Raw genomic sequence first — 22,905 nt, 5'->3', positions numbered from 1 at the left:
TTTCTAGATAATTTCTAGTATAGTAGGGGAGACAGGGGCAAAAAAATGCATCGGCAAACGAACTAGCTTCGCAGCTTAAAACAGGAACAGCCATTCGAGTAAAGCGCGAATGGCCGGTAGATAAACAGAACAAAACATGGAGTAATGCGGTTCCATAGGTTATTGATTGACTTCCTGAACGAATAATTGCTTGAAACATCTTCTAACAGCATATCTATCGTGCATCCTATAGATAAGCTCGAATTGTTTGAATGTAATGTTCGATTTCCCTTTCTCTCCTCTCCGGGAATGCACAATTTACAGGGTGGCGAAGTCTTGATCCAATAGGGAATAGCAACAATCCCTTTTGTTTCAGGTCTTTCAGACTACGCTCAACCATTTTTGATACGGGTACAATGACAACAGGCTGGACATGATTCATTTCTTTAATAAAGCTTCCCAGAAGTACTTCCTGGATTTCTGTGGAAAGGTTATAGTAATTGTGATTCTTTCCGTCTTTCTCAAAACCAAACCACGAAATGTTTGTTAAGTACACATCCTCAAAAAAGGATTCCTTCCCATATCTCTCGATTACATCAAAAACAAAACCAGCACTTCTTTCACTGTCCTTATTCTTGACTTTAGGCATGATTCTGGAGAGGGAACGGAAATCCAGGAAGGGTACGCCCGTTTTCCCTGCACCAAGCCGGCCTGGGTTAATACCGCATAGAACTACTCTCGAACCTTCTTTCGTGTATACTCTTTCGTAGAATTCTTTAACTAATTCATAACCCGTGACGAATCCATCCAAAATTCGAATCCCCTGTTGAGCCAGTTCTTTATTTACCCACCTATTATCTCCCTCTACTAACTGTTCGTAAAATGAACGCTTCTCCTCTAATATCCGAATCATGGCATTTCTCCATTTCCAAGTCGGGTTTTAGTTGTTCTTTTGGAGTTACGCAGAACAAGGAATGTTTACGCTAATTATTTATCTGCAGTAGTCTTCTCTCCATCTCATCTTTTTCGGGGAAACACAGTTCAGCCCAGCTCCTTAGACGATGATAAGATATCTCATTATTAACGCTAACCATTGCCCATATCTTCTCGTTAAATTCTGAATGTACCACCCTCGGGGAAAGAAGAAAAAAACTTCTACCCAGTAATGTAGCAACATGATTCCAATCACGAATAATATTGGAGCGACTATAGAGAGAATCCATTAGACCCGCCCATTCTACTTCATCAAGCACTTCTGCTAAAATTCGCTCGTCCCTTGATGCTGAATAAACCCAACTCCCGTTCAAAAGCTTCAATCCATATAAGCAATTACCACCTCCCTCACCGGCTACCTTAACAATTACCTCCCACATGAAACCACATCCTTACATGGAGTAATCTTCTTTATGCCTATTGTATGAGACGGATATTGTCGAAATTACCTTATCGAAATGGAGCATTCAGAACTTGAAAGGCATTTTTTATATCACTGAGTAGACATATGAATGCTAATCTAATAATTGACCACCTAGTGGCACATCGCCCATAAAAAAGTTGACCACCTGAGCATCACTTTCCTGTATCTTGAAGTTGCTGAGACTAACAAGATATAGGAGGAAAGGAAATGCTTCAGATGGCTAATTATGAGTTTATCAGGAAACAGCACTTCGTGCTAGATAAGTCGATTCGTCAAATCTCAAGGGAGACAGGATATTCTCGGCAAGTCATTCGTAAAGCACCAACATCTACGCAAATCCCGTGTACAAGATTTCCAAACCGAAGCCAAAGCCAGTTATTGAGTCAGTTAAACCAATCATCTCGGAATGGCTGCGTCAAGATGAACAGGCCCCTCCAAAGCAGCGACATACTGCCAAACGCATCTTTCAAAGACTTTTCGAAGAATATAATTTCACACGTGGTGAATCAACCATTCTCCGCTATGTTCGACAAGTTCGAGTCTCTCCACAAAAAGCGTACGTTCCTCTCGAATTCCCGCCAGGGAAGTTTGCTCAATTCGACTGGGGGCGAGGTTGATGTTCTGCTGTTTGGAAAGCAAGTTACTGTCCAAGTGTTCTTTTTGTGCTGCACGTATAGCCGCAAAATCTTTTTCTGAATATTCTTTCTTCAAAAGCAAGAAGCTCTTTTACAAGGTCATGTAAATGCCTTAGAGTTTCTTGGAGCCGTACCTCAAACCATTGTCTATGACAATTTAAAGACCGCTGTGAAAAAGATTTTGGAGGGGAAGAATAGAGAAGAACAGGAACGGTTCATCCAATTACGAGCACACTATCTGTTCGACAGTTACTTCTGTGAGCCCGCAAAAGGGAATCAAAAGGGTCAGGTCGAGAACCTTGTCAAAATGGTCAAGTAGCAGTTTTTTACGCCGATGCCTTCTGTATCCTCTTTAGATGAGCTAAATGGATGGCTGTTGGAAAAATGTGTATCGTATGAAACTACGAAAGTTCCACGATCCACAATTACAGTGGCTTAAGCATTTATTGAAGATAAGGAGCACATGTTGCTACTTCCAGCTCAGCCTTTAGATTGTTATCGGATGGTACCGGTCAAGAGTAATTCTCTCTCTTTGGTTACTTTTGAGCAGAATACGTACTCCGTACCCCTTTCTTACGCATCAAGGGAGTTAGTGTGTCGCGTTTATGCTGATGATCTTGCGATCTTTCACAATGGAGAGCTTATCGCTACCCATAAATGTCAACTGCAAATGAAAATTCCTCATTATCTGCACTCGAATTTTCCCCATTATAGGCAGTTCATTTGTTTGAATATTGCCCCCCGAAGGGGGCAGGTAACGGGAAAACTCCATTTATTCGGTTTTATCATCAATCGACTCTGTCCGAAAGAAACCAGCTTTTTTCTTTTCTTTGATACGATAACTTTCCCCCTTAATGTTGATGGTATGGGAGTGATGCAATAATCGATCAAGGATAGCGGTAGCAAGTACCGCATCGCCAAATATCTCTCCCCACGAACCATAGGACTTGTTCGAAGTGAGAATGATCGAACCGGATTCATAACGTTCCGATATAATTTGAAAGAAAAAGTGAGCTGCCGTCTCATCCATCTTGCGATAGCCGATTTCATCAATAATAAGTACATTCGGCTTAATAAATACCCGCATTTTTTGCTTAATACTGTTGTTTTGATGGGCAATCTGAAGGGTCTGAACCAAGTCATGGGCGGTTGTAAAGTAAACTGTAAAACCTTGTTTAATGGCCTCCAGAGCCAGTGCGACAGATAAGTGAGTCTTACCAACTCCTGGGGGACCTAGCAAAATGAGATTCTCTTGTTGTTGTACAAACCGAAGGGTTGCCAAATCACGAATCCGTCTTTCATCAATGGAGGGCTGGAAACTAAAATCGAATTGCTCCAACGTTTTATGGTAGGGTAAATGAGCCAATCTCGTTTTCATACGGATGAATCGATCCCTCTTGGCCTTAATTTCTTCTTGCAGAAGCTTGTCCAAGAACTCCAAATACGATATATTCTGAGCAGCAGCTTCTTCTGCGTGGTGGTGAATAATTTCCGGGATTCTTACCCATCCCATATGCGAAATGGCTTCTTCTAAACGGGCCTGGAGCATCATTGTACGATCACCTCCTCGTCAGCAAACTGCTCATAGACGGATAAATCACGTTCCGCCACTTCGGGGCTTGGATTTGAAACCAGACGCGGCATAGGTTGGGGAGCCTCCGCGCGACTTTGGGTTTGAATCCCCTCGAAGTGTTTTTTATGGGTTACGACTTGTTTGGAACGAACGGCTTTCAGATGTTCAGCGATGATCGTGTTACTCTGATAGATCCGGATATGACCATTCTGGAGATCCTGTACTTCTACCGTATGACCAATATAGGTATAGGGAACAGAATACCGGCTTCCTTCGTAAGAAACGAGTGAATCGTTGGATACTCTTCGAGTATGCCGTTCTACTTCTTCGAAGGGAATCGGGTTCAGCGGCTTCAACTGTTCATGTTTCCATCGCTCTACTGGCCTTTCATAAGTCGTGCCGTGTATCCGTACATTGGCCACTGTGTCCAGCCACTGGCGTACTTGCTGATTCAAGTCACTTAGGCTGGTAAACGTCTGTACGCGAGGCCAAAAATTCTTTCTAACATAGCCAACACCATTTTCTACTTTCCCTTTTGTTCGCGCGCGGTAGGGGGCACAACGCCGCAGCGTAAGACCGTGATGACTTGCAAACTGGGAGAAGCGTTCATTCCACAATACATGCCCTTGCTCGTCGTAGCCAGCAACGACGGTTTTCATATTGTCGTACAGACATGTTTCCGGTCTGCCGCCAAAGTAATGCATGGCACGTATGTGGCAGCCGATAAGGGTATCCAACCGTTCATTCTCTGTAAACTCCACATACAACATTCTCGAGTATCCCAAAACCATGACAAAGGCGTACAGCCGTTTGTACCCACCATTCCACTGAACCTTGAAATGTCCCCAATCGACTTGAGCTTGTTTTCCGGGTGCCGTTTCAAAACGGATCGTTGCTTTGGTTGTAACAACCGGTCGCAACGGTTCCATAAATGAACGAAGAAGGCGAATTTGCCCTGGGTAGCCATGAGCTTTAATCTCATCAAACAAAACGACAGCATTTAAGCAGCCCTCTTCCATTCTCTCCTTGATATAGGGTTTATACGGATCGAGAATGCTTGTTTTTGTAACGGATCGTTGGTATTTTGAAGGTTCATTCTTTTCCAACCACTTGCGAACTGTTTTTCGATCCCTCCCTAGTGAGTCAGCAATTTGTGTGATACTCATTCCTCTTCCTCTCATGTCCTTAATCAAGTAAAACTCCCCATTCTTTAGCATATTTCTCTCCTCCAGGGAGAGATTTTCTGCCAAAAGTGGGGAATTTTCAAGTGCCGTTATTGAGGATTTTAACAGTGCTGTTCACAATTGACGGTAAACTGGATTACCGCATTCACTCTCTTATCCATAAACATGCACGTTCCCTTGAACTCTACTACGTCTTCTCCTGATTCTGCCTGAAAGGATCGCCAGCTCGGCGAGCTGAAGAATGTGCCGAACGCTTCACCAATCGATTTTTCGGGGAAATCCTCGAAATGCCCTTCCTTTACAATCCGGGTTGTTTCGCTCTCCATGCTCACCGCGTCCTCAACTGCTCTTTGTACGTCGACACCCGCCCAGGTCAGAATGAGCCACGCTGCGACGACGATGATTCCCAAACCGGTCATGAAACCGTAGAATTTGTTCATGCCCTTCAGGAATTTTTTCAATGCTTCCATTTTTGAATGTCCTCCTCTGACTCTCAATCGGCCTGTCTATCATCGTTCTGAGACCAATGACTGATAGAAATGCCGCGCAAAAATAGTAGAATCTTCCTACATTATGTTATAAGTGTTATTGGTTATTCAACTAACATCTATAGTGTGTGTTACTACCAAACTACCTCCTGTACGCTTGTGGTGAGGTGGGGTTGAATGGAAGCGAACACCAAACAACTGGCGAAGAGATTGGGCGAACGGATTCGCACTCTTCGTATGGACAAGGGCCTAAGCCAGGAACAGCTCGGCGAACGTTCCGGCCTGCACACGAACTATGTCGGCCAGATTGAGCGGGGAGAGAAAAACTTGACGATTGAAAGTCTCTCCAAGATCGCCCGCAGTCTCGGCATTCCTTTGGAGCAGCTGTTCCACTCCGTCGATCCGCTCGGCCCCGAAACGGAGCTTGGACGAATCGTCATGCTGCTGTCTGAACGTCCCGTTGCCGACCATTCGCTGGTGCTGGCACTCATGAAAACCGTCTTTAGCTGGGAAGAAGAAAAGCGGAAGTGAGCGATGAATGTCATCTCACCTCCGCTTTCGCTTGTTTGTCCGGGAACTGGCTGGCCAGACGCGCCTTTTCCCATCTGATCCGGTGCCATTGCTTGCGCAATTCTTCTTCTTTCTGCCGGATCGCCTCGCAGATCGCCTCCGCTGTCTCCAGGCAGGAGCTTTCGCTCTCCCTGTAGACCAATTCGTCCACCAGTAGGGACAGGGCTCGTTCGCATGTTTGGATGCCCTGAACCACGCTATCTTCCCGCAAAATCAAAGCCTCGTATTCTTCCCGTACTGAATTCACGAATTTTCTCCTTTCTACAGCAGATTCACCGCACGTTCCTTTTCTTCTTTGCTCGTGTTGATGTAGAAGTGAGCTGTCGTCTGAATGTGCGCGTGCCCGGCCAGTTTGCTCACAGTCGTCAGCGGCACGTTTTTCTGAAGCAGCCGCGTGCAGAACGTGTGCCGGAACTTGTGCGGGTACATGCGGAAACCAAGACGCTTCTCCAAGCCCTCCAGCATCGTGTTCACCGCGTCTTTATGCATTTTCTCCGCTCGCTGGCTGACGAGAAGAAACGGGCTCTCCCGATGCTTGCTCTGCTGCCGTTCCGTCCTGACGTACTCCTTGATCAGATCCACCAGATCAGGGCGAAGCGGAATTTCTCGGTACTTCCCTCCTTTGCCCGTCACTCTCAGCGTATTGGTTAGGTATTCGATGTCGCTGAGCCGGATGCCGCACAGTTCGCTCACCCGTACGCCCGTGTACAAAAGCAGCCAAACGATAAGATGGTTCCGCAAGGTGACCTTCGTCCTGTCCTGGACGAAAAACAGAAGCTGGTTGACCTCCTGCTCCGAAAACACCTCCACCTCTCCCTCGCTTCCGGCTGCCACCTTGATCCTGTCTTTGCGGAGCGTGACGACTTGCTCCGTCGCCAGCTTGCGCTCGATCAGGAAGAGGTTGAATGCCTGCAAGGAGTTGATCTTTTTGTTGATGGTCGCCACCGCGTACTTGCTGTCGGCGAGCCTGCTCTTGTAGCTGGAGACGTAGAAGCGCTTGAGATCGGTCGGCTGATCCACCCCCATCTCCCGCAGGAACGCACAAAACGCCCTGACGTCGCCCACGTAGGATTCGATGGTTTTCGGGGCGATCCCGTTCTCAACAAGGTACCCTTCGAACTGCTGGATCACGTTCATTGGAAACACCTCCTGAAACGAAAAAATGCCCTGCATCCATTCATTGGACACAAGGCGGTTTGTGATTCGTATTGCACTTTAGCTAGTGTAGCTGGTCTTTCAGTTTTTCGATTTCCGCTAGGGGGAGTTTGGTCAGCTTGGCAACACGTTCAAGACTGTCGCCTTCGGCAAGCATCTCTCTAGCGATTTCCGTTGCCTTTTGCCGCTCTCCTTCCGTTCGACCTTCCGCCAAGCCCTCTTCTCTGGCTCTCTGCTGCCGAATCTCTGCTTCCCGCACAGCCGCCATCTCATCCAAAATCGCCTTCCGACGGGATTCGTACTCCACCCATTTCTTCTCGTCGCGACTCAGGTCTTCCCATTCGTCGAACGCCCGCTTCATCACCGGATCTCTCATCGCAATCGCCTCCAATTCTTTGCGAATTTCTTCATCGTCGTCTGCCTCCAACAGCAGCAGCCATCTTTCCAATTCATTGTCGTGCGGATTCACTGCACGCTGCTCCCACTTGTCCATCAGCTTTGGAATTTCCATGAAATGAATCTCGATCACGTCAGTCAAAGGAAACTGCTCCTGATCCTCGTACAGGTGAAAGGTGGTGTGGAACCTCTCCGTCTCCTGAAGAAAACGAAAATTTAGGATGTTGATCGTGATCGTTTTCGCCAAATCGGTGTACGGCATCCCCTTTTTCATTTGAGCCGAGTAGATGCGTGACCAGTAGTACAGGGTGCGCTTTTCCATGTCAAACTTGTTTGCCAGCTGAATCTCGATGTTCACGTGTTCGCCCTGCTCTGTCCTGGCGTGAATGTCCAGCACGGATGCCTTGTCTTCGAGGTGTTCCCGATTAATTTCGGGATTGAGAATTTCAACGGATTTGATCCGCTTGGCTTCTGGCAATTTGAGCGCGGCATTCAGAAAGGACAAAAGAATCGGTTCATTGCCTTCTTTACCAAACACCTGCTTAAACGCGAAGTCAATTTTCAAGTCCATTAGTTTGGTCACGCTATCACCTCCATGCTGCAAACATCATTATTTTTATATTATACCATTGGAACGCTTTTCAGACACATCAGCCGATGCTGTAACCGTCAAGTAGTTTTGAACACTTTTTGCTCATTAAGATTGAACACTTTTTTCTCCGAAAATAGAGCTCCTGTATTTGATTCTGTAGCTTTCTTCGTTTAGTTGGATCACTTCCACTCTGTGAAGCAATCGATCTAATATAGCCGTCGTAATTCCTTGATCACCTATTAATTCTCCCCACTGTTCGGGTCCTTTGTTGGATGTTAATATGATTGAACTTCGTTCATACAGGTTGTTTATGAGGTGGAAAAATAGGTTTGCCTCCCTTTGATCCATTGCCATATACATGAGATCATCAATAATGACCAAATCGGATTCGTTTATTCTTTTAAGCTGCGTTTGTGATTTTGTGAGGTACTCTTGGGTTTTCAATAGATGGATCAACTCTCCCATGGTTGAAAAGGTAACTTGAAAACCCTTTTGTATCGCTTCTAACCCAAGTCCAATTGCAATGTGGGTTTTGCCCACTCCTGGAGGACCAAGAAGGATCAGATTGTACTGTTGTTCTAGCCAATTCAGTTCCTTCAACTGTTTGATTTGGCGGGAACTGATTGACTTTTGCTCATCGATCTGAAATTCATCCAAGGTCTTTTGATAGGGAAACTTGGCCCATTTCAATCTCCTCTCCGCATTTTTTGCTTCTCTCCGTTTCAATTCATAGGTTAAGAGTTCTTCTAGAAATTCCTGATAGGTCCAAGAGAATTTTTCAGCTTTACGAAGGAATTCAGGCAGTTCATTGGCTGTCTCCGCCATCCGAAGATGGCGGAAGTAATTTTGCATGGTCTGTACGGTGCTGTTCAACGTCAAATGCCCCCTAGTATTTTTAAATATTTATCCATTTCCCTCGTTGGTGAAGTGGCTTGTAATGCGGAGAGGTTGCGGAAGTTGCTTGGTATTGCTTGATCGAAACGAGGTTCTGAGGAGGGCTTGGTATCTTTTAGTCGGGAAAGGTGCTGTGCAACATCCCGGAGGTCATTTGCACTCCATAAATGGTCTTTTACACATACATCCAAGGCTTCCTCAATATCAGGTTGGAAATGGGTGATGGCATATTGAACGATTTGCAAATGATCACGTACATACCTCGGATACCGAACGCTTATCTCATGAATAAACAGCATTGCTTTTTCTTGATCGTGAAATTGGCGGATAATGGTCTCCTTATAAGCATGAATCCCTTTAGATCGATCACGTGAGTGCTGTCTACTTTTTATAAGCTCTCCTTTTCCGTGGCAAAGCCGATGTCGTGCAAGAACTTCTCCTTGCGGAGTTGCTCTGACAATCAGTTCCTCTTCATGAATCTCGATAAATACTTGATTCTCTCCCCTTGGACGGTATGTCCCTAAAGGAAGGGAGTACCGATTGGATTTATATTTAATCACATTGTCCTTATGGACAGTTCTTGTTATACTGGATCCACGGTTGCTCTCGAAAGAGAGCAGGGGAGAGACTGGCTTCAAGTGTTGCTTTTCGAGGGCGTGCACTTCAACCGGTCTCTTTTTTGTTGTATGGTGCACATTGTAATTGCCTGTCCGTGATAGCCAGGCCAGAGACCGTTCGTTCCATGCATCGATATTGGAGAAAACCCTGTGTTTGGCAAAGTTTCTTTTCACGAATTTCACTACGTTTTCTATCTTGCCCTTACTTTGCGGATCTGCCTTGCGGCATAAATAAAGGCGAAATCCACGTTCTTGCTTATAAGACTGAAATTCACTCGTCAGGATAATGTCTCCTGCATTTTCACTTACGGTGATCAGGTGATCTTGGTCATAAACCAATTCCTCTGGCATTCCTCCGAAAAATACGAATGCGTTTTCATGGCATCTGATTGCATCCCTTGTGGTAAAGGGTCTGCTTTGCCACTCTACATACTTGAAACGGGAGTGGGAGAGAACAAAAGTGATGAAGTATAATCTCACGTCCTTTTTTTCCATATTTTTAACCGTGACTTCTCCCCAATCCACTTGAGCCTGTTGGCCCATTGGCAACTCGTCCACTGCTTCGTGATCACGAATATGTACAATTTTCGGAATATGGTATATTTCCCTTAGCTCACTAACATAGGATCGAACTGTGCTTCCTCCAATCTTAATGGAAGGATATTTCTCCTTTAACCAGTCCTCGACCTGAGAAGAAGACAGATCTGGATGTTCATGTAACCAACTGAGAATCCTATCCCGGTAGGGATTCAACTTTTTGCTTCTGTTACCAAGGGAATTGACCCAATCTGATGCCTCCTCAAAAGTCATATCTAGATATTTATAGACCGTGTTCCTCGACAGATCCAATTTCCTTGCGATGGCTGCCACCTTAAATCCTTGCTCTTTTAATTGATGAACCTGAAGATACAACAGTAATTTTTCCACCTTTCCCATCCCCCAGCCAAGCTATGTTGAACAAGTAATCATAGCTTAACTGGGTTACCAAGTGAAAGAAAAAAGTGTTCATTTCTATTTGGCGGATACTGTTGAATTTAGTTTAGCAGTTACAGATGCCCCCTTTCTTCATATTCCGATTTATAATATAGTATTCAAATTCTGATAGAATCATTTTTGTGGATTTCCCCTAAAACAGAAGAAAAGCCAGCTACCGAAAATCGGCGGCTGACTGCATTCTTTATATTAATCAGCGAGAGGAAAATGGACAGATTTCTTACTGAGAGTGAAGAGCCGAGTGTCAGTCGTTGAATCGATGACTTTTTAAGCGAGTTTCTGTAGCGTTTTACAGTGAAAAAAGGAAGGTCTTACTCTCGCGTGCTTGACCCTTTCGATATAAATCCTAGTGGTTGTAGACACCGTTCCCCTACAGTCCTCGATGGGTACTTTCACCAAGAGTTACATGAGCGTACAGAGAAAAATACCCCAATCATAATGACTGGGGTATTCTCCTCTTCGCTCTCTCGGGGAGTTTACGAAGTAAAGTTCAATTAGTTAGCAGTGTTTACATACTTAACTTGCAATTTTTCTACTTTGATGATTTTTCCATCAGCATCAGCCCAAGCAATTGTCAAGTCGTTGGTATTACCACCTTCTTGAGCTGGGAAGAAGTAGAAGAAACCACCTTCAAAACCAGTTTCTGTTTCGAATGCTACATCTTTGAAGCTTCTTGGATCAGTACCTTTTACTACAAGTGCAGCTGCGCTTTCAGCACCAGTTGGCGCTTCAATATATGCCCCAACCCATTTAGCTTCGTATGGAGCTCCACCTTGTTCTGAAGTCAGTTTAGTGAAGTCATGAGAGATAGTAAATACATTACCCACTAAGGACCCTGTAACTTCTCCGTCACTAGCATCAACTGTATGAGCCACTACATCACCAGTAAAATCTGTAGCATCAAATTTACTAACGTCTACACTTACCGAAATAACTTCGGAAATTTTGACACTAATTTGGTCATCTGTAGTAGATGTGTCACCATCTTTATCAAGCTTCACTGTGTCAAGAACCAGCGTAGCATTACCTTCTCTGAGAACTGGAATGGTGTCTGTTCCCTCTGCTGCGGTCGATGCTACAACTTTGGTGTGTAAGCGTCAAATAAATCCCACCTTAAATTACAGACCGCACTTTGAGATAATCTCCTCAGAATCAAGCGAGGAGGATGTAGATGAAGAAAACGGGTCTCTGTACGCAGTGGGAGGCACGAATCAAGGATTATCGGGCCAGCGGTCTTACCGCCGCGAAATGGTGTGCGGAAAATGAAGTTACCACCAGACAGCTATGGTATTGGCTGCGAAAATTTCGGGATTCAAAAGAATCCTCTGTCCGTCCACCGCAGTGGGTGGAAGTCAACGTGGACAAACCGCAGGAGAACACAGAGTCTCCGTTACTGGTCAAAGTAGGTGCGGCCGTGATTGAAATCCGTCCTGGCTACAATCCCACACTCCTGTCCGACGTAGTTCGGACGCTCCAGGCCTTATGCTGAACTCCTTCCAGATCGATCGGGTCTATCTGGCTTGTGGCTTCACCGATCTGCGAAAATCCATCGACGGTCTGGCAGCGCTCGTGCAAGAAGGCTTCAGGCTGGATCCCTTCTCCCCGTGCCTGTTTGTGTTCTGCAATCGTGACCGCAACAAGCTCAAGATCCTGTACTGGGAGCATAACGGCTTCTGGCTCTTCTACCGCCGTCTTGAACGCGGTACGTTCCAGTGGCCAACGGGCAATGGAGAACCGGTAACGGTCTCCAGCCGTGAGCTGCGCTGGCTGCTGGATGGACTTTCACTGAGCCAGAGGCAAGCGCATCCACCAGTCACAGCCCGCACGGTCATCTAACGCAACTGTTTGTGGTTTCGAAACACCTTTTGGCAGGGAATATGAAGCTCTTTGGCGAAAAGAAAAAGAATGAAAAATCGAGCGGATTTCCCCACCCTTACAACCGAAGAATATGCAGCGCAGCTTGCCAAACTTCAGCAGCAGAATGCGGAGCTAACAGCCAGGCTCAAGTGGTACGAAGAGCAGTTTCGACTTGCCCAGCAGAAGCGCTTCGGCACTTCAAGCGAGAAGACGCATCCGGATCAACTGGAACTACAGCTGTTTAACGAAGCGGAAGTGTTGGCGACCCCTGTCTCACAGGAACCAGCTATCGAGACAGTCACGTACAGCCGCAAGAAGACGGCTGGCAGCCGCGAGGCCAAGCTGGATTCGTTTCCTGTGGAAACGATCCTGTATGAGTTGCCGGAGGCTGAACAAGTTTGTGCGTGCTGCGGCGGTATGCTTCATGTGATGAGTACGGAGACGCGAAACGAAATCACGGTTGTTCCAGCGGAAGTGAAAGTGCTGCGCCATGTGCGTCAGGTGTATGCGTGCCGTCACTGCGAGCGTGAGGAGATCCACACGCCCATCGTGACGGCTCCTATGCCAAAGCCCGTTTATCCGGGAAGCTTGGCTTCCCCTTCGATCCTCGCGCATGTGATGAGCCAGAAGTATGTGGACAGCCAGCCGCTATACCGACAGGAGCAGCAGTTTGCTCGTCTGGGTCTCACCCTCTCGCGGCAGACGCTTGCGAACTGGATGATCTACGGGGCAGAGCAGTGGCTTTCGTTACTGACAAACCGTATGCACGAGCACTTGCTGAACCAGGACATCGCGCATGCCGACGAAACCACGTTGCAGGTGCTGTGTGAACCGGGCAAGTCAGCGCAAGCACAGTCCTATCTGTGGTTGTACCGAACTGGACGCATGGGACCGCCCATCGTTCTGTACGATTACCAGCCAACGCGCGGCGGCGAACATCCCCGAAAGTTTCTGGCGGGATTCAACGGCTACCTGCACGTGGACGGTTACCCTGGCTACCACAAAGTGTCCGGTGTGACGTTGGTCGGATGCTGGGCACATGCGCGCCGCAAATACGACGAGGCGCTGAAGGCGCTGCCTGCTTCGCAGGACAAAACCGAAACGGCAGCCTGGGAGGGACTCCAGTTCTGCAATCAGCTCTTTACCATTGAGCGAGAATGCAAGGATGCCACCCGGGAGGAACGCTATGCCATCCGGATGGAGCGCAGTCGCCCTGTTCTGGATGCTTATTTGGCATGGCTGCGCCAGCAGCGATCCCGTACCTTGCCGAAAAGTCTGCTTGGACAGGCGATTGCTTACAGCTTGAATCAATGGGACAAGCTGACGGCGTTCTTGAAGGACGGGCGACTGGAGATCGATAACAACCGCAGTGAGCGCTCCATCAAGCCTTTTGTGATCGGAAGAAAGAACTGGCTGTTCGCCAATACGCCACGCGGTGCAAAGGCCAGTGCGATCATCTACAGCGTGATAGAAACGGCGAAAGAGAATGGACTGAATCCCTTCAAATACTTGATGTACGTGTTCGAGCAACTCCCACAGCTTTCCGATCCGAAAAATCCGGAAGCGTTGGACAGCTTGCTCCCTTGGTCTCCATCGCTACCCTTGACCTGTCGTATGCTCAAATCCTGATTCCAGCATAGATCAGCCCACATCTTGGCGACAAGGTGTGGGCTATTTGACGCTTACTTTGGTGTTATCAGACTTGAAGGAGACAGATGCCACACTTGATGTTGAAGTATAGCCTGCTCCGCTAATTTTAAATTTCTTAGCGAGATCTTCAAACATATCCAGATCTGTAGCTGTTACACTGCCGCTAGTAAGTTCTACAGTTGGTTTTGGTTCAGAATCAACAACTGTGAATGTACTTGTAAATACTTCGATGGAACCTACTTTAACGGAAATTGTGTAAGTTTTTCCGACTTCAAAGTCAGAAGCATTAATTACAGTATCCAATCCAGTTTTGTTGTACCCAGAAACAGCAGTTCCATCCTCTTTTGTGATCGTGAACTCGCCTGCTCCATCAGCTAATACATTACCAGTTTTCACACCGTTTGCGTCTACTGGGAATACATCAAGCTCTGCCTTAGATTCATCAACTGTTGTAGTAGCTGGGTTATTGTATTTATCCAAGGTTGCTTTAAAACCTTCTACCACAAAGTTATCGACAGCGCCTGCAGCAGTAACGTTAACTGTTACAGTAGCTTTTACAGTTTCACTAATTTTAACTTCAATTACAGCGATACCAGACTTGTTAGCAACCGGTTTAATGCTCAGTGTTCCTTCACCATTAGTAACGGTCAGTGTGCTACCAACTGTTACGAGATCCTTACCGGACAGAACAGTAACTGTAGCAGGAGGGTTGTCATAGTCAAATACGTTATTGTATTGATCTTTGACGGACACCTTAACAGTTGTTGCAGTAGTTACAGAGTTGGAGATGGAAATTTCAGTTTCACTCATTTCCAAAGCAGTTGGTTTAGCATCCGCCACAACTGCCAGCTCTACGGTTTTCGTTACAGTGCCAAAAGTAATCTTAACAGGCACTTTGCCTTCTTTCAAAGGCGTGATGTCACCAGTAGTTCTGTCTACCAATGCAACTGTTTTGTCAAGGGATTCAAAAGTTGGTTTAACAGTACCAGCATATTCTTCATCAAATTGGTCAATAGCTCCAACCCAGAGTTTGTAGCCAGTTTTACCCTTTTGTACAACTAAAGATTGTGTATAATCTTCATCATCAAAATTTGGTGCAGAATCTGCAACTGTAAAGTTAACTATTTCAGCAGGCTTTGAATCTTCTGCTTTCACTGAGATACGGTTAGATTTCACTTCAGTACCATCAGCTTTTTTAGCAACAACATATACAAATGCAGTTTCACCATCTGCCAAATTGATTGAGCTACCAGTGAGAGATACAGAAGCTTCGAACGTTACATCTGTAGTAGAAGTGATGTCCAGCCCAGCTTCATCCAAAACTTTGTAATCAAGTTTAGTGAGATCATAAGAACCGGCTTCAACCAATTGGTTAGCATTTGCTTGAATAGTTGCAACTTCACCTGCTACAAAATCAAAGTCTTTGCTTGAAGTATTTTCTCCAATTTTTACAGTTGCAGTGTAAGTACCTTTTGCCAGTGGCTCATACAGGTCTACTGTAGCAGATTTTTTATCATTGCTCAGAGTAACAGTTTTGATGTACTGCTTGTCGGAAGACACTTTGTTAACTACTGTTACATTATCTTTTGTAAGAGCTTCAACAGCATTAGCGAAGGATACTTTCACACTTGTATTGCTAATAGCACAAAACCCACGAGAAAATTCCGTTTTTTCGGACGGGCTAAAAACCCATGGGACACAAGGAGTTTGGCAATCGGCTCCTCTCTCAGCATAGAAAAAGCCGAGTGAATGTCTAGTGAGTTGTTGGGGAGCAGAGGAAAAACTGAGTGAAAGCCGAACGAGGAAAAAACGAAAAACCCCCGGAAAAACCGTGAGAAACCCGGAAATCAAAACCACACCTTTTCTTTCCAGACAACAAAGCCCCGCAGTCCCGTAAATCCCGATAAAAAATATAATTTTAAACATGGAGTTTCACCATCAAAAAAGACTATAAAAAGCAGAGAAGAAACAAGACATATAATAAGGAAGGAAAAAAATAAGGAATCGATAGAGAAGGGTCGAGGGAACTGTCACAAGAGCACGAAAGTCACTTGAAAAGAATCTGTCGCTCGAACGATCTTCCACCCAAAACGGTTAACTGACTATCTCCATACTGTGGGAGACATCTGGTTTCTTTATTTAGGACAGCCTTTTTCTGTTCGGAAAAACGGGAAATGCGGGGAACCCTTGACCTGACAACAAAAAAAGCGGGGGAGGTTTTCCCGCTCCCCGCTACGCTTGCAACACACTGCTCAATTGTTCTTCGTACCCATACTTCTTGAAAAACTCGGCCAAAGCTACCTCAATGATTACACGTTGGGTGACATTAAACTCCTTGCTGTAATCGCTCAGGAGAGTCATCAGCGAGGTCGGGAAACCAAGCGTTTTGTTGGCCTTGGCTCCTCGAAACTTGTACCGAGGCAGGGTTCCATCGTTCTCCGTTTCCAAAAGGTCAAACAGTTTGTTCTGCTTGGACAAGAGGTAGGCCAACAGCTGCTGGTAGTCTTCCAAGCCGTCTGCTGACTTGGAAGGTAGCTGTACTGCCGCCGTTTGCTCGTTTTTTTTCTTGGTGGAGAGGCTTTCACTGTACTCGTAGTTTTCTTGCTCACTACTCCAAACGTACCCTTGCCCCTTCATGTAGTCGCCCATTTCGTCGACGGTGGCAAACCCTTGCTTGATGGCTACCTGACGGATGTTGGCATTGCTTTGGCTCAGTTGACGAATGATTTGTCCAGCTTTGCTGTTCAAAAAACGAGACTCTTCCGCTGCTGACGTAGTTTCATCTTCTTCGGGAACAAACGTGTTACCGTTCCAACGCATCCCCCTTCTGCGGAAGTACTGGTCGATTGAAAACCACCCTTTGTGTCCAAAATGCTCGGTGATTTCTTGCTTACTTTTGCCTTCTGCCAGCAAAGCAAGCGTGGTTTTGATTTTTGAATCGTCGTATACGCTGGGATCAAACATGGTCATGGTTATTCCTCCTTAGAAATCAATGCGGTTCACGGCTTCTGCCAGATCGGTCTGCTGCACATGCAGGTACCTTGAGGTAGTCCGTATGTTTTCATGTCCTAACAGGCGTTGAATGACCGCCACATGGGTATCCTTTGTGACCAAGTAGCTGGCAAACGAGTGGCGCAAGATGTGACTAGTGACGTGTTTGGGGATGCCCGCTTCTTGGTAAGCTTCCTTCAACAGCCGATTGACGTACTGCTCACTCACTGTTCCCGTTTTCTTGAGGGCAAAGAAGAAGAGAGAATCGGTAGCAGGGCGGTATTTGGCTAGGTACTCCTTCATGTGCTGAATCAGCTTCTGATTCATCGGCACACGACGGTTTTTCCCGCCCTTACCATCAATCACTTGGACAAACCCTTCCTCCAGGTTCACGTCGCGCAGCGTGAGGTTGATGCATTCATTGACCCGAATGCCTGTGTGAGCCATCATCATGGCAAAGTGGTGAATGACTGGGTGCTTGATGGCCTGAATAATGGCTTCGATCTCGTCTTTGTTGAGGTAGGTACGTTCAAATTCCGGTACTTTTACCCTTTCCACGTCATCGACCGGATTTTCCTTTACCAGCTTCTTTTTCTTCAAGCAAGTAAAGAAGGTAGACAAGGCGTTGATCTTACGGTTGACCGTTCTCGGCTTACAGTCTCGTTCGTTGGTCAAGTATTCGACAAACGCTTCCACTTGGGGAAACATGACTTCGTCGACAAACACAGGGCCATTCGAGCGATCCGACAACCATCTCTGGAATTGGCTCACATCCATCTTGTACCCCCGCAAGGTTTCTTCTCGCATTCCCCTTGCCTTGAGCCAATCCAAAAAGAGCGGAATGGCCTGTGTGAACAACATGCTATCTATGGGAATCATCGTTTTCATGTCCGTATCCTCCTTGTTTTGGGTTGAAAGTGGTTGAGAAAGGAGGACTAAGCTCCCCTCCCCGTTTACACGTCCTCTTCATCAAGCGCAGGTTCATCTGGCAGCCTGCCCCTTCTGACAAGACCCTCTAGCTGTTCGTTCGGGATTTTTAGGTTGTACGTCGTATCTTCCTGCTTTTTGGGAGGTGTTTCACCAAGCGCTTTTTTTCGCTCCTGTTGTTCCGACTCATCAAAAATCCGTGTACGCATCGTAGATCGATCACTTTCGGTGACGAGCCATTTCCTCTCTTTCCATTCTCGAATCAAGCCCTTTGTATCCTCAAATCCTAGTTGCTTCAACTGCTGCTCCAGGACATGCTTGAGGAAAGCCACCTCGGTGTTGGCCCCCTGCGGGAACATTTTGCCCCAACAATTGATTGGATTGGAGTAGACCCCTTCGATGCGAAAATTGCTCTGATGCTGGATGATGAGCTGAACCATCAGCTTCCATGCTTTCAAACCAATGTCGCGCTCCCCACTGATGGCTTCCTCCTGTTGGACAAGGAAATCAAGGATGGCGTCAAGACGCAGATTGAGATCCAACGCTCGGTTGGCCAAATCTGCCGCTGTCAGGAGAATGGCGTACTTCTTTGCGATCCGTGTACGAAATGGCGTATCCGGCAAAACTTCTGCACAGCGTTCCTGCCACTCCTGCCATGTCTCGTCTATGATGCCAAGCCCTTGGTCGAACAGGTATCGTACAAATGTTTCACCAGCATGACCGTAGTTGTGCTGGACAACCTCCCGAATCGCATCTGCATGGGGGGCTGACTTGGTCCACTCAATGCCTTTGAAATCGAAGGCTCTGACAGTCAAGCCGACATTATGATTGGTTCGTTCAAAAATGGACAGCTCCCCTGTGGAAAGGACGACCAACGCCCACTGCCCTTGTTTGCGTTGTTGGATGGTATCTGTGAGGCGACCCTTTTCCTGGCCCGATGCCAACACATACAACATACTGGTCAAGGATGCTTCATTACTCATGGACAACTCATCGAGGACGACGGGGATTCCGAAGTTACCCCCCAGCATATTGATCATCGAATTGCTCGTTGCATTCCACGATTTCACAAGCCCCTTCATTTTGAAGGAAGGCTTGCCAAAGATCGAAACTTCAAGAAAAGTTCCCGTTGTTTTGCCCTTTGTACTTTTTCCACCTAAGTGAATGATCAGACTATCCACGTCATCGTACAGGTACGAAAGGTAGCCAACAATTGGTGAAGCAAAACCAGCAGACAACAAAAATTCCAGTGGTGCGTATCCGATCACATGTTCCCGAACCATCTTCAACCATGTGGCGAGGTCGCCCTTGGGCTTTAAATTGTAGTTGCCGTTTTCATTGTCATTGATGGCCTTGACTGTGTCGTTGGCGGAAATGATGCGGTGATGGCGAAAAACGAGCTGCTTTTGGTTGTCACGATGCCAGCCCACTTGATGGAAAACAGCTTTGTGCGGGGCACGTTTTTGTTGCTCACGTAAGTAGGTGGCAATCACTTTGACAAACTCATGTGGAATGTCGACGCCCTTGCCCATGAGCTTGATGAGCTCACTGGGAACGAGCTGACCCATCCCGATCCGAAGCTCTTGGTATGTTCCCTTGAACTTGTAGCAAAGATCAAGATGCACATCCTTGGTGTCCAGGTTCTGTACCGTCTGTTTGATAAACAACGGCTCGCAGACTTTCGTAATGGTTTCTTCGCCCGTTTTCTGGTCTGTTTTTTTCAGGAACAGCGCCTTGTTAGTTACGGTGAAATCCCCAAAGGAAAAGGTCTGGCTATTTTTGAGTGCTTCTTCCGTAATGTGGATGCGGTGGGATGACTTTTTCGGTTGGCTTGTCATGTTTGACTCCTTTCCAGGGGGAGGAGGGGAGTACCCTCCCCTGGTTTACTGGTATACATGTCACCCCTACGGCATCAGGAACGATACCATTCCGAACGGTCACATATATATAATTTCTACTTGAAATCGGATTCGTTCCATTTTCTGGCTACTATTCGTGCCTGGATCCACCAGAAGCATCACTTATCTGACGCAAACTTCGATTCCACAAATCTGATCAAAATCTTGCAAGGGTTTTATCTTGTTCTGGTAATCATGGTATAGCTTGATCATCGGGATACTATGGTACCTCAGTTCGCTATCATAGTAATCTTCTGTGGGGACAGGCGTGCTAAAATCTATGCTGATGAGCATCTTGAGAAAGTTATCACGCATTTTGTAAAACTCTTGCTCAGAGAGGAACCTTCTTGCTTCCGGTATCTCCCAAACGGCTGTCAGGGATTCGGGATCATACATAAGGGTAAGCGGAACCAAGGGGAGCTCCTTCAGTGCCTGTTGGAGCTCGGCAATCATTACTAAACGTTGTTCGGAGGTCAGTTGATCAACAGGCTGTCCCTTGTAATCCATGAAATGGACTTCAATGAACGGGCGGTAATTTCTATGGAAGTACTGGACTGCCTCGTTAAATGCCTCGTTCAAATCCTCATCATGAAAATCATCGAACATTTCAACGAGGTAGTTGGCCTTCATCTTCTCTTCCACGAGGTACTGGTCAACGAATTTCATTAAAGATCCCATAGCCAAATCCTGATCCCTCATTGCTTCCTGCCCCACCTTTGGTACTACCACTGGATGTTGAACTCCGAATGCTTTTGCTTGAATGCGGTTGTTTACTTGATTCTTCATGAACATTACCTCCATTTTTCTGGTGCAGTGATTGGATTTGAAAAAATCGGTGACATGCAATTGAGTTCCTTTACACTAAGTGCTTAGTAGAACCCTTTGGGAAAAGGATCACCTGTAATGCCTTTATCTGATCTAAAGTCATATACCAAAATGGAACGCCACAATTTCGATCGATGGTTGCTTAATTGATCTGTAATATGGCTATATTCTAGTTTTTCAGCTTGAATACTTACCCCAAACAATCTTTGGTAGAGAGCTTCCTCGTTGGTCAGTTTGTTCGCCTGATCATCCCATGTAAGGTCCATAATAGTCCCTTTCGTGAAACCAAACGTATTCAGGTAACTTTGGAAGTTTTCAAGTAAATTGTAGAAATCAATTGGGTTTTCGAAGAAAAAAGGAAATGGCGGATACCAGTGTGCTGTAATGCCATCATCAGAGATAAACGCCTCATTTGGAGGTAGTTCGAGCGCACTTAGCCGATTTATAAACGCTTGATACACCTCTTTTATTTCTTCCTTTGCAAAGTCAGTTAGTAAAGTCCCGTTATACGTTTGAAAATTAGCAGCTATTTGGTAGAGAGGAATTTTCCCATTGCACATCTCATGAATCAACTCAATATCCGAAACCGTCAAAATCACTTTATTGTGAACCATATTATTGACCTCCATATCCCTGGATTGAACAAGTGAATCTACTGCATGCTTTTGTCAAGAAACCAAGATTGAACAAAGAAGGGGGAGAAACATAAGTGCCCCTGAAATGCTCCTCCTTTCCGTATTAGTGAACAGCTGAATCATTTTTAGTCAGTGTCTGACTATCAAAACCTCGATTGTCGAGCTCCTTTTTGGAGACGCAAAAAGGACGCTCGTTAACAACAAGAATCCTTTCGTACAGACTTAAATAAGCCTGTGAGCACAACGGCTCTGAAAAAATTCCTCGTGTTAATGGGCGTCTCGTTACGGACTGCGTACTTGGTTACTGTCCGTATTAACTGACTGTTAGCTTGCTTCCCGGAATACATGTATTCCCGCAGGGGCTGCCTTTTGTCGAGGTATTTATTTGTAAACAAACTATATCACGTCACTTACACAGAATTCAAGTACTTTTTTTCGATAACGAAAATTAACTATTCCATCCTAACAACTGGGAAGGAACGGCTACATCTATTCAACTTTGTTTCCGATTCTATTGAGATAGTGGTGGATAGCTTCCGCTACCAGCCAACTGTAGCTGGGGATGTACCGCTCCTTTTTCAGCTTTTCCATTGTATCCATCAACTCTCGATCCACGTAGACCGTTAGCTTTTTATGCTGCTCATGAAAATCGGGCCGTTTTTGCAACCCAGGGTAGGAAGGGGAGGCATGAGCAATTCCAGTGATTTTTGACGTTTCACGTTCTGAAAAGCCCTGCCTAGACTGGCCCTTTGGATTTCGTCTGCTGCGACTCTCTTCTGCTGGTACAAAAAGATCCGCATCCTCTTCTTCCCAGCCATCTTCCATTTCCGTGCCTTCACTTTTGTCTGGAACCCAGTCATTGTTTACGTGGTGTTCATTCCCCCAGTTGATTCCATGTGTAGCTCCTTCTTGTTGGTTACTATTTTGTGTCCCTGTAAGGTTCCAATTCCGTTTCCGTCGTTCAAACATGGTATTCCCTCCATGACTTTTTTTGTAGTCGACACCGACGTCGACGTCGACTTTATGAAAATGTTTCTATGTATGTGAAAGCAAAAAAAAGAGGGCAAACACTGTCTGCCCATGTATCCCGGCAACTGTACCAGCCGGGACTCATCCGTTTACTGCAACAATGTGTGTAGATCTTCCGCAAGAAGCCCGTGCTCGTTCGCTACCTGAGCAATGGCTTCGTCCCTACTCATTCCATCAAGGACTCGTTCCGCTATGTCCCAGATCACAGCTTGAAGAACTGGATGCATGCCTGATTCCTCCTTTCCAAATGTGGTGTTTCGCGTTTACCGCCTCAGTATTCCTCCGGTAGTAAAGCTGTACTGTACGTCCCTGAATCGATGATCCAAACCGTAACTCCGATCGCTAGATTCTCGGTATGATCCACGTAAATCACTTCCTCATGGAAAGGCTGTTCCTGTCGGTTCAGTACCTTCTGCAACGGCTCCCCGTCTACCCATTCAGCCGAAAGTTCAAAGATTTGGAGGTGATCCAACTGATCTCCCCGTACCTGCCGTTTCTCAAGGATGCTCCACAGCATCCGCTGTAATTCAATCGGCACGACTTCATTGACCCCACGTGTCACGTATCTGTCCGTTGAAAACATTTTCCGCGCTTCCATCT

Annotated in this window: 26 protein-coding genes; 5 read left to right on the top strand and 21 right to left on the bottom strand. The window is 46.1% G+C overall.

Going from position 1 to position 22,905, the window contains the following annotated elements; genetic code table 11:
* Positions 1-226: 226 nt before the first annotated feature.
* From T458_RS54340 to T458_RS57040, 3 genes are all read right to left on the bottom strand, one after another.
* Positions 227-892 (bottom strand): uracil-DNA glycosylase family protein, encoded by a 666-nt coding sequence (locus T458_RS54340; protein WP_023555291.1) that lies wholly within the window; start codon positions 890-892, stop codon positions 227-229.
* A gap of 70 nt (positions 893-962) precedes the next feature.
* On the bottom strand, positions 963-1,352 hold the full coding sequence (locus T458_RS54335) for a hypothetical protein (protein ID WP_023555290.1): 390 nt from the start codon (positions 1,350-1,352) through the stop codon (positions 963-965).
* Between the two features lie 536 nt (positions 1,353-1,888).
* Complete coding sequence (locus T458_RS57040; protein WP_144083918.1) at positions 1,889-2,107, bottom strand: hypothetical protein; 219 nt, start codon at positions 2,105-2,107, stop codon at positions 1,889-1,891.
* A 387-nt stretch (positions 2,108-2,494) separates the two neighbouring features.
* Here T458_RS57040 and T458_RS58075 point away from each other — a divergent pair, with 387 nt between their 5' ends.
* Positions 2,495-2,914 (top strand): Mu transposase domain-containing protein, encoded by a 420-nt coding sequence (locus T458_RS58075; RefSeq protein WP_436967341.1) that lies wholly within the window; start codon positions 2,495-2,497, stop codon positions 2,912-2,914.
* Here T458_RS58075 and istB (T458_RS54325) read toward each other — a convergent pair.
* From istB (T458_RS54325) to T458_RS56195, 3 genes are all read right to left on the bottom strand, one after another.
* On the bottom strand, positions 2,804-3,583 hold the full coding sequence (istB, locus tag T458_RS54325) for an IS21-like element helper ATPase IstB (RefSeq protein ID WP_023555287.1): 780 nt from the start codon (positions 3,581-3,583) through the stop codon (positions 2,804-2,806). The two genes, T458_RS58075 and istB (T458_RS54325), sit on opposite strands and share 111 nt — an antisense overlap.
* Positions 3,580-4,785 carry an IS21 family transposase gene (gene istA / locus T458_RS54320; RefSeq protein WP_290367281.1) on the bottom strand — a complete coding sequence of 402 codons (1,206 nt, stop codon included), beginning with the start codon at positions 4,783-4,785 and terminating at the stop codon, positions 3,580-3,582. Before istA (T458_RS54320) ends, istB (T458_RS54325) begins: the two co-directional genes overlap by 4 nt.
* Before the next feature lie 104 nt (positions 4,786-4,889).
* Positions 4,890-5,258 carry a hypothetical protein gene (locus T458_RS56195; protein WP_023555285.1) on the bottom strand — a complete coding sequence of 123 codons (369 nt, stop codon included), beginning with the start codon at positions 5,256-5,258 and terminating at the stop codon, positions 4,890-4,892.
* Between the two features lie 195 nt (positions 5,259-5,453).
* On the opposite strand from T458_RS56195, the gene T458_RS54315 reads away from it, so the two are divergent.
* Positions 5,454-5,807, top strand: coding sequence for a helix-turn-helix domain-containing protein (locus T458_RS54315; RefSeq protein WP_023555284.1), 354 nt, complete (start codon positions 5,454-5,456; stop codon positions 5,805-5,807).
* 10 nt (positions 5,808-5,817) lie between these two features.
* On the opposite strand, the gene T458_RS54310 is transcribed toward T458_RS54315, so the two are convergent.
* The 6 genes from T458_RS54310 to T458_RS54285 form a co-directional block, all read right to left on the bottom strand.
* On the bottom strand, positions 5,818-6,093 hold the full coding sequence (locus T458_RS54310; protein ID WP_023555251.1) for a hypothetical protein: 276 nt from the start codon (positions 6,091-6,093) through the stop codon (positions 5,818-5,820).
* A 14-nt stretch (positions 6,094-6,107) separates the two neighbouring features.
* Entirely contained in the window at positions 6,108-6,983 is an 876-nt protein-coding gene (locus T458_RS54305) for a tyrosine-type recombinase/integrase (protein ID WP_023555283.1), read from the bottom strand.
* Positions 6,984-7,065: 82 nt separating this feature from the next.
* Positions 7,066-7,980, bottom strand: a complete 915-nt coding sequence (locus T458_RS54300) for an Rpn family recombination-promoting nuclease/putative transposase (RefSeq protein ID WP_007778543.1) — start codon at positions 7,978-7,980, stop codon at positions 7,066-7,068.
* A gap of 114 nt (positions 7,981-8,094) precedes the next feature.
* Positions 8,095-8,862, bottom strand: coding sequence for an IS21-like element helper ATPase IstB (istB, locus tag T458_RS54295; protein WP_023555282.1), 768 nt, complete (start codon positions 8,860-8,862; stop codon positions 8,095-8,097).
* Between the two features lie 2 nt (positions 8,863-8,864).
* Positions 8,865-10,415, bottom strand: coding sequence for an IS21 family transposase (gene istA, locus T458_RS54290; RefSeq protein WP_144083832.1), 1,551 nt, complete (start codon positions 10,413-10,415; stop codon positions 8,865-8,867).
* Between the two features lie 572 nt (positions 10,416-10,987).
* Positions 10,988-11,494, bottom strand: coding sequence for a hypothetical protein (locus T458_RS54285; protein ID WP_023555281.1), 507 nt, complete (start codon positions 11,492-11,494; stop codon positions 10,988-10,990).
* A 170-nt stretch (positions 11,495-11,664) separates the two neighbouring features.
* Here T458_RS54285 and tnpA point away from each other — a divergent pair, with 170 nt between their 5' ends.
* The 3 genes from tnpA (at position 11,665) to tnpC (ending at position 13,979) form a co-directional block, all read left to right on the top strand.
* Positions 11,665-11,982: an IS66 family insertion sequence element accessory protein TnpA gene (gene tnpA / locus T458_RS54280; protein ID WP_023555260.1), complete on the top strand. Its 318-nt coding sequence runs from the start codon at positions 11,665-11,667 to the stop codon at positions 11,980-11,982.
* Positions 11,976-12,329 (top strand): IS66 family insertion sequence element accessory protein TnpB, encoded by a 354-nt coding sequence (tnpB, locus tag T458_RS54275; RefSeq protein ID WP_023555259.1) that lies wholly within the window; start codon positions 11,976-11,978, stop codon positions 12,327-12,329. Before tnpA ends, tnpB begins: the two co-directional genes overlap by 7 nt.
* A gap of 69 nt (positions 12,330-12,398) precedes the next feature.
* Positions 12,399-13,979: an IS66 family transposase gene (gene tnpC / locus T458_RS54270; protein WP_031306303.1), complete on the top strand. Its 1,581-nt coding sequence runs from the start codon at positions 12,399-12,401 to the stop codon at positions 13,977-13,979.
* 42 nt (positions 13,980-14,021) lie between these two features.
* On the opposite strand, the gene T458_RS54265 is transcribed toward tnpC, so the two are convergent.
* From T458_RS54265 to T458_RS54230, 9 genes are all read right to left on the bottom strand, one after another.
* Positions 14,022-15,926: a hypothetical protein gene (locus T458_RS54265; RefSeq protein WP_023555280.1), complete on the bottom strand. Its 1,905-nt coding sequence runs from the start codon at positions 15,924-15,926 to the stop codon at positions 14,022-14,024.
* Positions 15,927-16,232: 306 nt separating this feature from the next.
* Positions 16,233-16,970, bottom strand: a complete 738-nt coding sequence (locus T458_RS54260) for a hypothetical protein (RefSeq protein WP_023555279.1) — start codon at positions 16,968-16,970, stop codon at positions 16,233-16,235.
* A gap of 12 nt (positions 16,971-16,982) precedes the next feature.
* On the bottom strand, positions 16,983-17,879 hold the full coding sequence (locus T458_RS54255) for a tyrosine-type recombinase/integrase (protein WP_023555278.1): 897 nt from the start codon (positions 17,877-17,879) through the stop codon (positions 16,983-16,985).
* Between the two features lie 65 nt (positions 17,880-17,944).
* Positions 17,945-19,756: a DUF927 domain-containing protein gene (locus tag T458_RS54250; RefSeq protein WP_023555277.1), complete on the bottom strand. Its 1,812-nt coding sequence runs from the start codon at positions 19,754-19,756 to the stop codon at positions 17,945-17,947.
* Between the two features lie 183 nt (positions 19,757-19,939).
* Positions 19,940-20,602, bottom strand: coding sequence for a hypothetical protein (locus T458_RS54245; protein WP_023555276.1), 663 nt, complete (start codon positions 20,600-20,602; stop codon positions 19,940-19,942).
* 83 nt (positions 20,603-20,685) lie between these two features.
* The gene (locus tag T458_RS54240) at positions 20,686-21,255 is read right to left on the bottom strand and encodes a hypothetical protein (protein WP_023555275.1); all 570 of its coding nucleotides are present in this window, start codon (positions 21,253-21,255) and stop codon (positions 20,686-20,688) included.
* Between the two features lie 510 nt (positions 21,256-21,765).
* The gene (locus tag T458_RS54235) at positions 21,766-22,245 is read right to left on the bottom strand and encodes a ribbon-helix-helix domain-containing protein (RefSeq protein WP_023555274.1); all 480 of its coding nucleotides are present in this window, start codon (positions 22,243-22,245) and stop codon (positions 21,766-21,768) included.
* A 149-nt stretch (positions 22,246-22,394) separates the two neighbouring features.
* The gene (locus T458_RS57400; protein WP_023555273.1) at positions 22,395-22,532 is read right to left on the bottom strand and encodes a hypothetical protein; all 138 of its coding nucleotides are present in this window, start codon (positions 22,530-22,532) and stop codon (positions 22,395-22,397) included.
* Between the two features lie 44 nt (positions 22,533-22,576).
* Entirely contained in the window at positions 22,577-22,903 is a 327-nt protein-coding gene (locus T458_RS54230; RefSeq protein ID WP_023555272.1) for a DUF960 family protein, read from the bottom strand.
* Between the last annotated feature and the right edge of the window lie 2 nt (positions 22,904-22,905).

This window comes from Brevibacillus panacihumi W25, from assembly GCF_000503775.1.
Classification (GTDB): Bacteria; Bacillota; Bacilli; order Brevibacillales; family Brevibacillaceae; genus Brevibacillus; species Brevibacillus panacihumi_A.
Note: the sequence above shows the minus strand (reverse complement) of the source record. Positions and strands in the feature narration are given on the sequence as shown.